This window comes from Marinobacter sp. W-8 (assembly GCF_044342215.1).
GTDB lineage: Bacteria > Pseudomonadota > Gammaproteobacteria > Pseudomonadales > Oleiphilaceae > Marinobacter > Marinobacter nauticus.
On record NZ_CP172297.1, the window covers coordinates 2839935 to 2854575 of the forward strand.

12 protein-coding genes are annotated in these 14641 nt (G+C 57.2%); 4 read left to right on the top strand and 8 right to left on the bottom strand.

Annotated features, from left to right (window positions below):
* Window positions 1-50 precede the first annotated feature (50 nt).
* Window positions 51-1964, top strand: a complete 1914-nt coding sequence (locus tag ACF8YQ_RS13150) for a hypothetical protein (RefSeq protein WP_396621652.1) — start codon at window positions 51-53, stop codon at window positions 1962-1964.
* Window positions 1965-2022: 58 nt separating this feature from the next.
* On the top strand, window positions 2023-2715 hold the full coding sequence (locus ACF8YQ_RS13155; RefSeq protein WP_014422264.1) for a pseudouridine synthase: 693 nt from the start codon (window positions 2023-2025) through the stop codon (window positions 2713-2715).
* 15 nt (window positions 2716-2730) lie between these two features.
* On the opposite strand, the gene yeiP is transcribed toward ACF8YQ_RS13155, so the two are convergent.
* The gene (yeiP, locus tag ACF8YQ_RS13160) at window positions 2731-3297 is read right to left on the bottom strand and encodes an elongation factor P-like protein YeiP (RefSeq protein ID WP_011786351.1); all 567 of its coding nucleotides are present in this window, start codon (window positions 3295-3297) and stop codon (window positions 2731-2733) included.
* 73 nt (window positions 3298-3370) lie between these two features.
* Window positions 3371-3868 (bottom strand): acyl-CoA thioesterase, encoded by a 498-nt coding sequence (locus ACF8YQ_RS13165; RefSeq protein ID WP_011786352.1) that lies wholly within the window; start codon window positions 3866-3868, stop codon window positions 3371-3373.
* 203 nt (window positions 3869-4071) lie between these two features.
* On the opposite strand from ACF8YQ_RS13165, the gene ACF8YQ_RS13170 reads away from it, so the two are divergent.
* Window positions 4072-5937: an alkaline phosphatase D family protein gene (locus tag ACF8YQ_RS13170; protein WP_396621653.1), complete on the top strand. Its 1866-nt coding sequence runs from the start codon at window positions 4072-4074 to the stop codon at window positions 5935-5937.
* Window positions 5938-5974: 37 nt separating this feature from the next.
* On the opposite strand, the gene ACF8YQ_RS13175 is transcribed toward ACF8YQ_RS13170, so the two are convergent.
* The 3 genes from ACF8YQ_RS13175 to ACF8YQ_RS13185 form a co-directional block, all read right to left on the bottom strand.
* The gene (locus ACF8YQ_RS13175; RefSeq protein WP_041654900.1) at window positions 5975-6673 is read right to left on the bottom strand and encodes a crotonase/enoyl-CoA hydratase family protein; all 699 of its coding nucleotides are present in this window, start codon (window positions 6671-6673) and stop codon (window positions 5975-5977) included.
* Between the two features lie 96 nt (window positions 6674-6769).
* On the bottom strand, window positions 6770-9349 hold the full coding sequence (locus ACF8YQ_RS13180; RefSeq protein WP_396621654.1) for a DUF2339 domain-containing protein: 2580 nt from the start codon (window positions 9347-9349) through the stop codon (window positions 6770-6772).
* A gap of 27 nt (window positions 9350-9376) precedes the next feature.
* Window positions 9377-9751 (bottom strand): hypothetical protein, encoded by a 375-nt coding sequence (locus ACF8YQ_RS13185; protein ID WP_121207245.1) that lies wholly within the window; start codon window positions 9749-9751, stop codon window positions 9377-9379.
* A gap of 122 nt (window positions 9752-9873) precedes the next feature.
* Here ACF8YQ_RS13185 and ACF8YQ_RS13190 point away from each other — a divergent pair, with 122 nt between their 5' ends.
* The gene (locus tag ACF8YQ_RS13190) at window positions 9874-10617 is read left to right on the top strand and encodes an ABC transporter substrate-binding protein (RefSeq protein WP_153740974.1); all 744 of its coding nucleotides are present in this window, start codon (window positions 9874-9876) and stop codon (window positions 10615-10617) included.
* Between the two features lie 58 nt (window positions 10618-10675).
* On the opposite strand, the gene ACF8YQ_RS13195 is transcribed toward ACF8YQ_RS13190, so the two are convergent.
* The 3 genes from ACF8YQ_RS13195 to ACF8YQ_RS13205 form a co-directional block, all read right to left on the bottom strand.
* The gene (locus tag ACF8YQ_RS13195) at window positions 10676-12817 is read right to left on the bottom strand and encodes a methyl-accepting chemotaxis protein (RefSeq protein ID WP_224849714.1); all 2142 of its coding nucleotides are present in this window, start codon (window positions 12815-12817) and stop codon (window positions 10676-10678) included.
* Window positions 12818-13038: 221 nt separating this feature from the next.
* Window positions 13039-13893 (bottom strand): hypothetical protein, encoded by an 855-nt coding sequence (locus tag ACF8YQ_RS13200; protein ID WP_226595508.1) that lies wholly within the window; start codon window positions 13891-13893, stop codon window positions 13039-13041.
* Between the two features lie 63 nt (window positions 13894-13956).
* Window positions 13957-14634 carry an NAD(P)H-binding protein gene (locus ACF8YQ_RS13205; RefSeq protein WP_206852758.1) on the bottom strand — a complete coding sequence of 226 codons (678 nt, stop codon included), beginning with the start codon at window positions 14632-14634 and terminating at the stop codon, window positions 13957-13959.
* Between the last annotated feature and the right edge of the window lie 7 nt (window positions 14635-14641).

Genomic DNA, 14641 nt, shown 5'->3' on the forward strand with positions numbered 1-14641 from the left:
AAACTCTGCGCCTCTCTACACTCTCTCTTACTCATGTAAAGGAACAAAGCATGGCATTTGAGTACGGAGCTCAAAAACTCAACATCCGGAATCCATTCCGGTTCGAAGGGCTGGTCCGGTCCATTCGTGGTGCAATTCTGCTGGCGATTGGCGTCTATCTCCTGTTTCAGATTCAACCCCTGCTTGGTACCGACAAACCCAGGGCCTGGGTTAACCTGTTGATCGGCGGCCTGTTTGTAACGGGCGGGTTGAAGGCGCTGGGCGGAGGCCTGTTCCAGGTCATGCGTTTCTTCGTGGGCCGCGCCGCGCCGGCCTCACTGGCCAAAAACGTTGCCCGTGAAGCCGTGAACGAACGCGAGCCGACCCTGTATAACTCCAAAATGCTCCACAACATGCTCATGAGCAAGAGCAACCCGACCTTTATCGAGCCCACCGGCTGGTTCGCCCGGGCGGTTCACTCGGTCTTTCCCAACCTGATTGTCACGCCCTGGCCCATTCGCAACGTCGCTCAGAATCTGGCCATGAAACTGACCAAGAGCTTCGTGGCCATCGCCGCCTTTCTGGTGGCCAGCCTGGTGGTCACCATGGTGTTCTCAGGCACCGAAGGCGCGGATGTTGGCAGCACGGTTATCTCACTGATCCTGCAAGCGTCATTGCTGGTGTACCTGGGCCTGTTGTGGGTCAAACTCGGCAACCCGCTGTCCCGCAGTAACATGACCACTCTGGGCCAGACCACCAGCAAGGGACTGGCGCTGGTGATCATCGGTGCCATCGCAGTGCCGATCCTGACTGCCCAGGGCTGGCTTGGCTTCTGGGACAGTCTGCACGTCAGTGCCCGCCAGGATTTGGCAGGCCTGATGCCCCTGCTTGAACCGGTTTTCCGTACCGGGTCCCTGCTGACCCTGACTATCGTCTGTGCTCTGGCGACAGCGGCCATTGCGGTGGTTTTGATCAAAGCACGCATTGGCATGGTGCCCATCGCAACCAGCAGCTCTGAACTTAACAACAGCTGGCGATTCGATCTGCACCCACGCCAGATTTTCACGACGCTGCGCGACCTGGTGTTGATGCAAAAACGTCAGCAGGAGCTGCCGAACCGGGTATATCTGGACAGCAACGACACCGGTGATGCCAACCGGGAGAATGAGCAGTTCAACGGCGACCTTCTGGTCGAGATACAACCTGTTGTCGAAGACCGCGAAGAGCCAAAATCCCTGCGTTGGGCCCGGGCAAGCGGAACCATCGCTGGCCAGATACTCCTGTTGGCGGGTGCCCTGCTGCTCTGGCTGGGTGCCGATCGCGTGATGGACCATGTTTACGCTCTGGATCAGCTTCGCGCTACCCGGCTCGATGTCGACCAGGCATTGAACCTGCTGTTCGTCCCCGCGGGTGCCACGGCCGCCATCCTGCTTGCCAGCTTGCTATTGCTCGGCTTCGGCCGGACACTGTCCAGAATCTGCCATCTGTTCTGGGCCGAGATCTTCTTTAAGTCCAACCTGTTCGATATGCACTGTGAAGGCACGGTGATGCGGGCAACTCATTACCGCGGCGCCGACCGTCACAGTGCGTCCAGTGAACAGGATGTATTCAGTTTCGACGCCACCTACTTCGCTCTGGCAACCGAAGCGGTCAGCTCAACGTTTGCAGTCTCTGGCCAGCAAAACCTGGAGCAGCCGAGGTATCTGCTGTCCCTGTCGCCATGCGATGGATTCATCAACAGCGTGGTTGGCGACCTGGAAGACCAGTTCCGTCGCCGCAACGACGAAATAAAGAGCGAAAAGCAGGCCGACCGGGAACAGCGGCTCGACTATATCCGCCAGGAGCAGGAAGCGCGCAGAACCGGGGATATGGCTGCCCAGGGCCTGGTTGCACCAGAGCAACGGGCATCACTGGAATCAGACGTGGTGTCCGATCAGGACCGTGAGAAGATTGCCCGCTGGGAGGGCGACACAGCCGATAACTGATGGCAAATCAGACAGCACACCAGGAGCTCTTCGGAGCTCCTTTTTTGTCGGGCACAACATGAAACTCTTACGGATACTCACCAATCAGAACGGTATTAGCCGCCGACAGGCCAAGACCCTGCTCGCCGCCGGCCGTGTTCAGGTTGATGGCGAGCGCTGCCATGACCCGGACCTGGACATCCAGCGGTTTCGTGAAGTGTGCGTTGACCAGCGAATCATCCAGAGCGCGGCCCCTGCGTATTACCTGATGCTGAACAAACCATCGGGCTATCTGAGCGCCACCCGCGATGACCAGCACCCCACCGTTATGGAACTGATTGACCCATCGCTTCGGCCACATGTGCACATCGCAGGGCGACTGGACAGGGCAAGCACCGGGCTATTGATTCTCAGCAGTGACGGAGTCTGGAGCCGACGGCTGACCGAACCGGCGGTTAAAATCCCCAAGGTATACCGGGTAACCACGGCTTACGCCATCTCACCGGAGACAGAGGATCGGTTCAGGGAAGGCATCTGGTTCGAGTACGAACAACTCAGAACCTCGCCCGCGTCGCTGGAGCCATTAGGAGAGCGGGAAGTACGGCTGACGATCTACGAAGGCCGCTATCATCAGGTGAAACGCATGTTTCACGCCGTGGGCAACCGGGTGACCTCATTGCACAGGGAAAGCATGGGCGGGCTGACTGTGGATGGGCTAGAGCCAGGCAGCTACCGCCATCTCAGCGCACAAGAGGTCAGCTCAATCGGCTGACCTCTTGCCATATCATCAGGCGCGGCTGAGGAATTTGCGCTCTTCCACGTTCACGCGAATTCGGTCACCCGTGGAAATGTGCTCAGGAACCTGTACCACCAGGCCTGTGGTCAGGCGGGCGGGTTTGGTTCTGGCGGTTGCCGAGCCACCCTTGATGGACGGATCGGTTTCTTCAATGGTCAGTTCCACCGTCGGCGGCAGGTCAATGGCCACCGGGTTTTCGCTGACCAGAATCACCATTACCCCCTGGGTGTCCTCGGTAATGAACAGCAACTCATCCTCAATGGCACTGCGGTTGAGCATGTACTGAGTAAAGTCTTCTGTATCCATGAACACATACTCATCACCATCAGCGTAGGAGAAGGTCGCTTCCCGGCGCACCAGGTCGGCCAGATTGAGCATGTCCGAGTCCTTGAAGGTCTCATCCAGTTTCTGGTTGGTGACCACATCGTACATGCGCATCCGGTAAAGGCTGCCTCCGGCACGGCCCTGGGGCACGGAGCGCTCGATATCCTTCACGAAATAGACGCGGCCTTCGTATTCAACCGCCTGATTCTTTTTGATTTCACTTGCTTTAGGCATGACATCCGGTTCCAGAATAGTTAGTCATCACGGGCGCTGGTATACCACGACTGGCGGTAATATGCGATAGCCCTCAGCCACTCGCCTTCGACAATTCATCCCGGGTGCGCAAACGCCCCTCACGGCGTATCTGTGCCTTGGCATAACGGCGCTTCTGGTCCTCGGTTTCCGGGATTACCTGGGGCACATCCACCGGCTTGCCGTGTTCATCCAGTGCCACAAAGGTAAAGAAGGCAGACAGAATATGGCGAGTCTCGCCGGTATAGCTGTTCTCGGCCTCCACTTTCGCACCGATCTCCATGGAGGAGCCCCAACTACGGTTCAGCGACAGATTGAACAACAAGGTGTCATTGCCTTTGGCGGGAGCGCGAAAATGAATGGAATCCACCGCCGCCGTCACACAGACATGGGCCGAGTGCCGCTCCGCGACCACCAGTGCCAAGCGGTCACACTTCGCCATGATCATGCCCCCGAACACCGTATTGTGGGAGTTCATATCGTTCGGGAACACTTTATACACATGCTTTTCAATAGCTGAAGCAGAAACAGCTTTTGCAGGTTTATCGGTCATGAAACGGTCATTCCTTTGTGTGTTTACCCACACTTTCTGTGGATAACTTTGTTAGCAAGGCAAGGACATGCGATCACAGGCGGCATAAACACTGCGTTTGCGATCCCTGCGGTTAATTTGATCAGATATACTGCACGTTTTAATGACAACAACAAAGCGGGCATTACCCCCGAAAGGATTCACATACCGGAAAGGAGTTTCCCATGATCGTCTGCGGCCCTATCGTACGCCACTCCAATCGCACCATGCTCAACCTATGGCTGGTATTAGACCAGCGTCCCGAGAGCATTCAACTGAATACCTATCTGGATGATGCCAGAGCATCACCAGTTACCAGAGACTGCGACGCCGAGTTCATACCAGCAGGCGATAACTGCTATATCTGCATGCTGTCGACGGACCTTCCCCTCGACAACGCCGAGCCTTATCACCAAACCAATGAGCTCTTCTACGAAATAGTACTGGATGGCGAGCCCTTTGGAGACAGCCAGCTGCTCGCGACACTTTGCCCTGGCACGGACAAGCTGCCCAGTGTTTACCTGCCCCGGGAGCATCGGCATTTCATTCAGGCATCCTGCCGGCGTCCTCACTCCCCGGGGCAAGACAAAAAGCCGGACCAACTCGCCCGGGGCGCCCGTTTGCTGGCGGAGAATCTGCGCAAGGAGAGCCGGCCAAGCCAGCTGTTTCTGACCGGCGACCAGATCTACGCCGACGATGTGTCACCCTTGCTGCTGGATTATCTGGGCAAGCTGCAGAAACACCTTGGACTGGCCGATGATCTGAAAAACCTGCCGGCGGGCAAAGACCTGCACCGGCTGTCGAAACTGGATGACCGGCACTGGGTAACCCGAAGCCCCTACGGATTCAGCTCCAGCGCCAAAAGCTCTCACCTGCTGACCCGTGCCGAATATCTGAGCATGTACCTGTTTGCCTTCTCAGGCGCCGGACACCAGTTTGGCCTCGACTTCGCGGGCCACGACGAACTCAAGCCACGGCTTGCCAAACAGCCCGCCAATACCCGGGATGGCCGGCACCCGCCGGTGCAATATGTCTACACGGAGAGACAACACGCAGAAGACCACCGTCATCTGTCTGGCTTTGCACATCTGGCCCGTTCGGAGGTCCGCCAACTGCTCGCCAACACGGTGACCTACATGATCTTTGATGACCATGAAGTCACCGACGACTGGAACATCTCGAAACAGAACGCCCGGCAACTGAGCACCACGCCCATTGGCCGGTATGTGCTGATCAACGCTCTGCAGACTTACTTCCTCTGCCAGCACTGGGGCAATCAGCCCTCTCAGGTGAAGCCCGAAGTGGCAAAACTCAAAACGCTTCTTGAGCAGGATACGCCGGCCGACCACGAAGAATGGGACTGGTTGCTTGAGCGGTACTGGGGCTACGAACTGGAACAGACACCGCCGGTGGCGGTGCTGGATACCCGGACGCACCGGGAATTCAGCAAGCGAGGCAAACACTCGCTTGGCCTGATGTCTGATCAGCAGATCCAGCAACTGGGCCAGCGACTCTCCGGGTTTCATCAGTGTCGCACTCTGATTGTGGTCTCACCGACCCCCACCTACGGATTCAGTCATATCGAATACCTGCAGCTGAATTTTCCCATGTTCAAACGCACTCTGGATCGGGAACCCTGGAGTGCTGACACGGCGTCGCTCGATGCCCTGAAGGCGTCCTGCTGCCAGCTACCCGGAGTGGAACATGTGGTGATTTTCTCTGGCGACGTACACTACGCCTTTGCCCGAAGGCGTCAAACCAGCCAGGGGCCAGTGCTTTGGCAGATCTGCAGCAGCGCCTGCAACAACGTACCCATGGGTGAGAATATCGGCTTGAGGGCCATCAACAGGATCGGCGAGTTATTGGGTAAAAATCAGGAAAGCTACCTGCTGCCGGAAGACAGCGACTTCTTCCTGACCAGTGACCGCAATATCGGCACCTTGATGCTTGACGAGCAGGGCTGCCCGGTAGGGGCGGGGTTGCTGTGTGCGGGAGAGAATGGAAGTTACCAGAAGCACTACGACCTGGTGAATTATCAGGAAACCAACTGAAGCACCAAGGGCCGCCAATCTGGCGGCCCTTGAATGATCAGCCCAGTACGTCGAAGTGGGCTGCATCCTGCTCAATGCACCAGTCCAGCTTCTCCAGATAAGCTGCCTTGGTTTTGAGCTTCGTTTGCTTGTGGGCGCGCATGTTCAGTTGCTTCATTTGCGTTGCCACCGCGTTGGCACGTTCCGCCAACTGTTCCGGCGCCACGATTTCATCCAGGAAGCCGGCCGCGATAGCCGTTTCCGGGTTAAAGATCTCAGCGTTTACCACCGAGCGGTAGAAGTAAGGGGCCGGCATACGATGGCGCGCAATCTCAATGCCCGCATGGTGCATGGTCATACCAATGGCCACTTCATTCAGGCCGAGCTTGAATCCACCCTCTACCCCGATTCGATAATCCACTGAAAGCAGAACGAACGCGCCCTTGGCGATGGCGTGGCCACTGCAGGCGGCAATAACCGGCAGCGGGAATGCAGCCAGACGACGGGTAAACGTAGAGCCCACCTTAACCAGCGCCATGGCTTCTTTCGGGCCTTTCTGCATTTCCTTGAGATCATAGCCGCCGGAAAACATTCCCGGCTGGCCAGTGAGAATGACAATGGCCTTATCCTGCTCTGCCTGGTCCAGCGCGGCATTCAGCGCGTCAAATACCTCATGGCTCAGAGCATTAGCCTTGCCATTGTTCACGGTAATGGTGGCAATGCCATCGTTCAGTTCGTAAGTTACGAGTTCTGTCACCTGGATTTCCTCATCTACTGCCAGAATTAAGTGAGTGTTTGTTAACTGTATAGCGAACACCGCTCATGGGCAACGCCAAAATCCCGATCAACGGCCTCAGGCTTCTGACGCCTTCCCGGAGCCGGAGGTTCGCCGGTACATCCACGCCAGGCCAAGCAGCGCCAGCCCCAGCCCCATAAAGGCAGCAACCCGCCACAGCCCCTGCAGCCCGGCCATATCCACCAGAAAGATCTTGCCGATGACCAGGCCAAGCAGAATCATTCCTGCCTTGTGCAGCAGTTCGCTCTGGTTACGTGTGGACCAAAGGATCGCGGCAATCGAGTAGAGCATACCAATCACCGAGTAGGTATAGAGCTCGCCCTCCCCCATTCCACTGGCCAGAGTCATCGAACTGCCCTGCCACAGATGCCGTATTTCGAGCAAAGTGAACAACCCGAAAGCCACGGCGGCCGCACAAAGAGCCCAGCGAACGGGCACAAGATCGGAGTATCGAGCGCTGGCCAGAGCCAGAAGGACCGGCGCGCCATACGCCAGCAACAGCAGATTGAATACCGGAGTACTGCCAATTACGCCGTCGGTCCACCAGGGGTTGTGCACCACGGCAACAACGAGATAACTCAGAACAGCGATCACCGTCAGTGCCCGCGCCAGCAACCGGTAAAGCCACCCCAGCGTTCCCGCGACCCTGGACCGGAAAACGTAGACGATGCTCAAAGCGCCCCAGAGCACGGTATTGATTGACGCCTCGGTGACGCCATATTCCCGCGCAAAGATATCCCCGTTGTATAGCCAGTAACGAAGCTCCACGCCCAGGAACAGTACCAGAAGATGCAAGGTGACAGCTTCCAGCCAGGGCCGAATGACCTCCTTTCTGGCCAGCCAGGTAGCAGCGCCGGCAAACAGCGTGGCCCCTCCGTAGGTCCAAAGGGACCAATGCCCACCCGCATCGTAGCTCTGCAACCATGGATTGAAGGTCAGTCTCGCCACCACAATGGCCAGTATAACCTTGAGAATCAGGAACAGCTCAGTCGCCTGGTATCGGCGTCCAAGCCAGACCAGGCTGACGAACTGAGTGGCCAGCGCCAATGTCATTGACGCTTCCTGCAACCACATGGCAACCGCCATGGAATAGCACGCGTGGGCAGCCAGTATCGCCCAGACCAAGCCAACGCGATAACCTTGCGAGTGCTCCAAGCGCCAGGCAACGACCCCATAGACCGCCGCCGCCAGGAGCGCGACCAACGCCCAGTTGCCTGCAGCCTGCCCGCCCTGAACAAGCAACCACCCCAGTAACAGCCAGATAACGGGCGCCAGCATCGCCAGCGACGCCCACCGCCTCAGCTCCAGCTGCGTCCGCCACTGCCAGAGGACGCTCAATACCACCAGCACAGAGGCAAGAATCAGATAGGTGATGAAGGGCTGATGGAAACTCTGTCCCAACGGCCTGAACAGAACGTCCTGACTCAGATCGGCAGAATAGAAAAGCCAGCCGGCAAACGTGGCCAACACAGCTGTCCAGGGCAAAAACCACAGTCGCTGCCGGCTTTGGGGCAACAATACCGCGACCGGTAGCATCCATAGCCACGCCAGAAAAGCGGGATCATCCGTCGATTGCCAGGCAATAGACGCTCCCCAGGCCAGCAACGTTGCCAGCAAGGCGTCTCTTCGACGCTGCAGGGGAAGCAGGCCATCTCCGGGCAAGACCGAAAACAACAGGAAAAGCACGGGAAGATAACAGGACACCGCCAGGCCGTGGCGTCCACTAACGGCAACCAGAAGCCACCAGAGTCCGGCGCCGGCCAGGGTGCCAAACCAAAGCCAGGGACGGTAGACATACTGCATCAACAGCAGGGAGCTGACGGTGATCACAACGCTGTAACTCAGCACAAAGACGGCACTTCCGCCGTCACCCCCGACCAGCAGCGGCACCAGATAGGCACCCGATAGCCCCATAATGGCCAGTAATGGGCCATGCACAAGCGCCAGAAACATGGTCGCGACGGAAACCAGTGCAAGTGCGAAAAGCGCCGGTACGGGCCCGATCAGCCCATAATGATGAACCCCCGCCAACAAGGCCGCATAGAGTGTGACACTGCCACCGCCGGCCAGTGCTGCAAAGACCTGATCCGAACCCATGTGACGCCGACGAAGATATTCCGCGCCTGCATGCAACCCCAACCCGGTCAGCAACGCCATCAGCAACTGATGCACTGGTCCGATAAGTCCGGCGGAAATCGAATGGCTGACCATAAAGATCCCGGCAAGACTGACACTCAGCGCACCAATCCAGACCATCCAGTTGGCTTTGAATGCCGCCACGCCACGGGATACCAGAGCACCCGACCGATTCACGGGAACGGCAATTGCTGTGTCTTCCTGGACCAGCTCCCGAGATGTCTCTGCGTCTGTCGTTTCCGCCACCGAACTTGTGGGCTCCCGCACGTACCCGACATCCGCCGGCGCATCCGGGGTGGGCGGCGTCACCGGATCCGCTAGAGAAACCCGGGTATCGCGAAGCCTGGAAACCTCTGCCCGGAGTTCGGCGACTTCCCGAGCCAGATCCTCAACCCGGGAAGCGTGACGATCTCTTTGCCGGAAAGCCAGAAAGCCCAGAAGTGAGCCCACAGGCACCAGCAGCACGCCAACTCCGATAACGAGAAAGAGTAATGCTTCCAATGGACGTTTCCTTGTCTTGTCGTTACTTCAGGGTTGCACCACCCCGGATTGAGGCACCAGGCAATTGATCATGGTAATCGACAGATCCCGGAATACCGCTTCCGACATCACGTTATCCGGAAACTGGCCGACCATCGTTCGCCGGCAGGATGAGGATCGACTGTTTGCTAGCTGCACACAATCGTTGAATGTCTCCCCGCTATCCCGTCCCGTCGCCTCGCTGCAAAAAACGGGAACCCGGCTGACCACAAAATCAAGTACCTCCCCCCGGCTTGCAGGGCTGGTCGCCAAGTTACTGAAACGCTCTGCACTGGCCGGAGCCGGGGTTCCCCTGGTCTGGTCCCACAATACGTAGAGCAATGCGGCAGAAACCAGCGTTACTGTGACAACGGGCATCTTCATTACAAATCCTTAAAACAGAGTGGCGCGCCATTGTAAAGAAGAACAATCCGAGCTGCCTCATTAAACACCGGTTGAATACCATAGTGAACTCCCAATTTCTGAACCGAAAACGGAGCATCCTCATGAAAGGGAAACTCGGACTTCTCGCTGCCATGCTCGTTCTGGCCGGCTGTGCCACCGCTTCCGAGCAACTGCGCGTTTACACCGAACAATATCCTCCTTATAACATGACCACCAGCGGTCAGCCCTTTGCCCATTCAGAATCCGAAATCACCGGCCTCTGCACCGATGTGCTCAAAGCTGTTCTAGAGAATGCCAAGGTCGACTACAGCATCAAGCTGCGAGACCTCAGCTATGGCATGAACCGCGCTCAACGGCACGAAGACCACGGTATCTACTGCGTATCCAAGACAGACGAGCGGGAGCCTTTCTTTGAATGGGTGGGACCACTCTCCAGCATCAAGTGGACCCTGTTTGCCAAGCCCGGCTCCAGCATCAAACTGGACGATCTTGAGGATGCCCGTGATTACCGTATCGGTGGCTACAAGGGCGATGTGATGACGGGATACCTGGAAGACAAAGGATTCGACGTTTCCGCCATCACCAACAATGGACTGAATGCCAAGCGGCTGGAACAGGATCAGATCGATCTATGGGTGGCCGATGGCCTGGCAGGCCCCTACCTGGCCGCCGATGCCTCCGACGTGACCGGCCTTGAGGCAGTTCTGGTTTTCCGCGAAACCCCGATGTATCTGGCCATTAACAAGGACTCTGATCCCGACTTGATCAAAGCCCTGAATACGGCTTACCAGGCCATGCAGGAAAGCGGTGAGATAGACACCATTTCGCGCTCTTACGGGCTTTGATCACCAAGTGACTTTTTGCCGGCCCCGCCAGCTCTCAGGCTAACGCGGGGCCAGCAACTTACGCATGACTCACCTGAAACTGACCGGTCAGGTTTTTCAGCTTGTTTGCCGACACGTGCGTCATCTCAGAACTTGCGGTCAACCCCGCGATCACCGCCGTCATGAAGCTTACGCTGTCAGCAACGCCACTGGTCTGGGCACTCTGAACAGCGTTGGTTTCCGCAATGCCCGAGATCGCCCGGAAGAGCTTGTCGACCATGTGATGCAGCTCGGCATTGTCATCCGACGCTGCCCGGGCCTGAGCCAGACGGGTCTCCATTTCTGCCATGCCGTCTTCCATCGTGGTTACGGCGCGCTGAGTTTCTTCCCGCACCCGATACAGACGCTCATCAATTTCCGTCGTGGCCTGGGCTGTCCGACTGGCCAGTTGCCGTACCTCATCGGCGACGACTGCAAATCCCCGCCCTGCCTCACCGGCCCGAGCCGCTTCTATGGCCGCATTGAGCGCTAGCAGATTGGTCTGGGCAGCAATGTCGTTGATCATTTCAGCCGCCTTGCCGATCTCATCCGTGCGTTCACTCGCGGCGCGGATACCCTCGGCCGAACGCACGATAACGTCGCGAATGCTCTCGGTTTCACGGCTGACACGGGCAAACTGATCTTTGGCGCGAGCCACCACATCTTCCATGCTTACCCGCATTTCCTGTGCCGTGGTCGAGGCATTTTCGATTTCGTTCTGCTGCAGATCTGCGCCCTTCAGCATCTGCTCTATGTCGTGTACCACCTGCTGAATCTTTTCATCCGCCTGGCGGTTCTGACCCACAAGGTGTTCACTGGCGGAGCGGGATTCACCCGCAAGACTGATGACCTGCCCCACCATGCCGTCGAGGGTATCCAGAAAGCTGTTCATCCAGCGCGCGAGATCCCCGCTCTCATCCCGCTTGGTCTTGCCGACATCGAGACGCTGGCGCAGATTCCCGCCTCCTTCGGCAATGTTTCGTATGACATCCGCGAGTGATGACAGACTATCTGCCAGTGGCTTGGCGGAACTTGCCCGGAAGATGACAAGACCCAGGAGCGCAACCATCGCGTTCACGGAGGCTTCCAGCCACAGGGGAGCACCGCTTGCCGAAACCGCTACATTGGCTGCCCAGATAAGCGCCATAAGGACCCCGAGCCGCGCCGTCAGTCGATAGCTGACCGAACGTTTCCGATACACCTCCTCCAGGTCGCCTTCACACATCATGCCCCAACGATCAGGAGACCCGGGTAACTGGAAGGTCACGCCCTTGCCAATCACCGGTATATGGCGATAGTCGGAATAGCCGGGGTACTTAACGTAGAGGTTTTCACCACGGGCCATGGTTTCGCGTACCCCCGGGTGCAACTGCCCCGTAGCCGGGTCCGTGAAACGTATTTCGAATTCGGTGTGTTCCCGAATCCGTACTGTACCGAAGCCCGTACGGATTCCGTCTTTGAGGTTGTCGCCGTGACTGAAGGTAGCGTCTTCAAACCGCGAGCGCGACAGGGCAACTCCCGGTCTGATCGATGGATCAAACTGACTGTCGATCATGAAAATGTAGTTGTCGCCAGACTCTTCAAAAATGTGCCCGGCCTCGCGCTGAATCAGGTCACTCATGACATCGTTCGGAACCCGGGCACAGACTGCTGCTGCCTGATTGCCAGCAAGAGCGACCGGCTGGTAGAACATCAGCGTGACATCGTCATGAAATCTGGAAGTTGTGGCACCAAGCTGCAAGGTGACCGGGTCACTGTAGGGCCCGTGGAGAAACCGCTCTCTCACCCCTCGTTGCACGGCCGCGGGCATGAGGCCTGCGGCTCCGTTTCTGCCGGTCACCGTCGAGGCGACAACAGAGCCATCTTCTTTCACAACGAAAAGCTCGGAAATTTCCCGGAGGCGCGTAACGGCCGAATCCAGTACCTCTGAAATGCTATCGTGTTCGCTACCCTCAAGTCGTGCCGCAAGCCCCTCAAGGAAGGCCCACTTGCCATTTGCCCAGTTAATCAGCGCTTCGCGACGGGTTTTCGCGATGCTCTCGAATATCTCTTCATTCGTTGCATATTGCTGGCGGTTCAAAAAACAGGACCATCCCATCCGCAATTTACCTGTGGCCCCAAACCAGGGCAACCAGCCCCGCTCATCGGATGAAAGGTTCATGGAATCACTGCGTAAAGTCATAGCGCGCCTTCCTCAATCAGTACTGCATGCCTGCACTACAACGATGTGGTGCAAACATACCTGCTTTCAGAAGGAAGCTAAGCAAAGAGCGGGCCTGAACCGGCGGACCGGTCAAAACCTGAAGGGAAGTAGCAACTGCCGGATTCAAACGATGAGAGAGGCGCACCATCGGGGTGCGCCATAAAAAATATGCACTAAAGAAGGGCGAGGCGCCCCTGGGCTCAGCGGGTCTTCAGATTCTCCAGAAACTCAGCCATTTCTGCTTGCATGTCGACAACACGTTGCCGCCATTCCGCCTTGTAGGCCGCAAACTCCTCGCTCAATTCGCTCAATTGCAGCTGGGCTTCGGCGGCGGTCGCGGTGCTCTCCGCAAGCGTTTTCAAGTTGACTTCAGACAACTGCTCCCGCTGGTCTTCAAGCCTGATTACCGTTTCGTTCAAGGTACGTTTGTCCTGCGGCGTTGCTGATGGTGTAGATTCAAGGGCTTCCCGCAGGGATTCAGACAGCTCTTCCAGATGCTGGCTCAGTTGATCACCGTACTCTTCAGCCAACGCCGACATATCTTCATTCATACTCTGGGCCTGTTGCTGCAACTCCCGCCCCAGCCTCTCAAGCTCTACCGCCATCTCATCAGATTGATTTGCCCAGCGACTCTTGAGATCTTCACCCAGTTTTTCCAGCTGCCCAACAAGACTTCCCCAAACCGGGCCCTGTTTCAGGGCATCGCCGGTGCGATAATAATCCACCAGCCAGTCGTCACCTTTACGTACCAGATAGGTTAAGGACTCCGTGGCTTCGTTCTGGCCCTCCAGACCACTCAGGGTGGTGGTTACCCGGGCCAGATTGTCATCAATGACCACACGCCCCCACTCAATGCTCACGTTCTGCCATTGCTGTTCAAAACCATCGAACGCCGCTTCATCGACCAGGGTTGAATAATCTGCGGCCGCTTCAGCATCCTCTTCAAGTACAGCTTGCCAAAACGCTTCCGATACTTCCTGGGGCGATTCCGGGCGACTGCACCCTGTCGCCATGAATACGGAAAACACCAGAAAAGGAAAAAGTACATATTTCATTAATCAACCTCATCGATCGCTCGGGAACAGTGACCCAGATTTTACATCAGGTGAAGGACCGCATTAGCGACGATTGCCCATCGTTAAGATATCGTCGTACTCCCACACTCTCACCACTGCACCGCCCGAAGTGATTCCGCTAATGGTCTCAAGCTCGTTGACCATGGCCGACGCGACGGCTTCCGCTTCAATTGCCCGATATTTTCTCAGTGGCCCGATCAACGCCCGATTCGCAACCGGCATGACCGCCACACCAAGAGCCTCGGCCGTTCGAGCCTCCTTGCGCTGCCCCAGCAACAGGCTCGGGTGGTAAATCGCAAGATAAGGAAATTTCAGCGCCCGGACATTGTCCTCAAGCTCTCCTTTGACTCGATTGTAGAAAACCGGGGATTGCGACGATGCTCCGATGGCCGACATCAGAATCAATGCCCGTGCGCCAGCGTTACGGGCCATCTGAGCTGCCTTCAATGCATAGTCATGATCGACCTTGCGAAAGGCTTCTCTGGAGCCTGCCTTTTTCAGGGTTGTTCCAAGGCAACAGATCAGGACATCCACCTGGAAAGCGTCAGGCGCAGCCTCCATTGCATCAAAATCCATGAAGCGCTGCTCCAGTTTCGGATTTTCCACGACCATCGGCCGGCGAACCGGAGCGATCACCGTCGATATCTCCGCCTGCTCGAGGAGTTTCTCCACCACCATGCCTCCGGTCAGGCCGGTAGCGCCTAAAACCATCACCTTCATTCGGTGT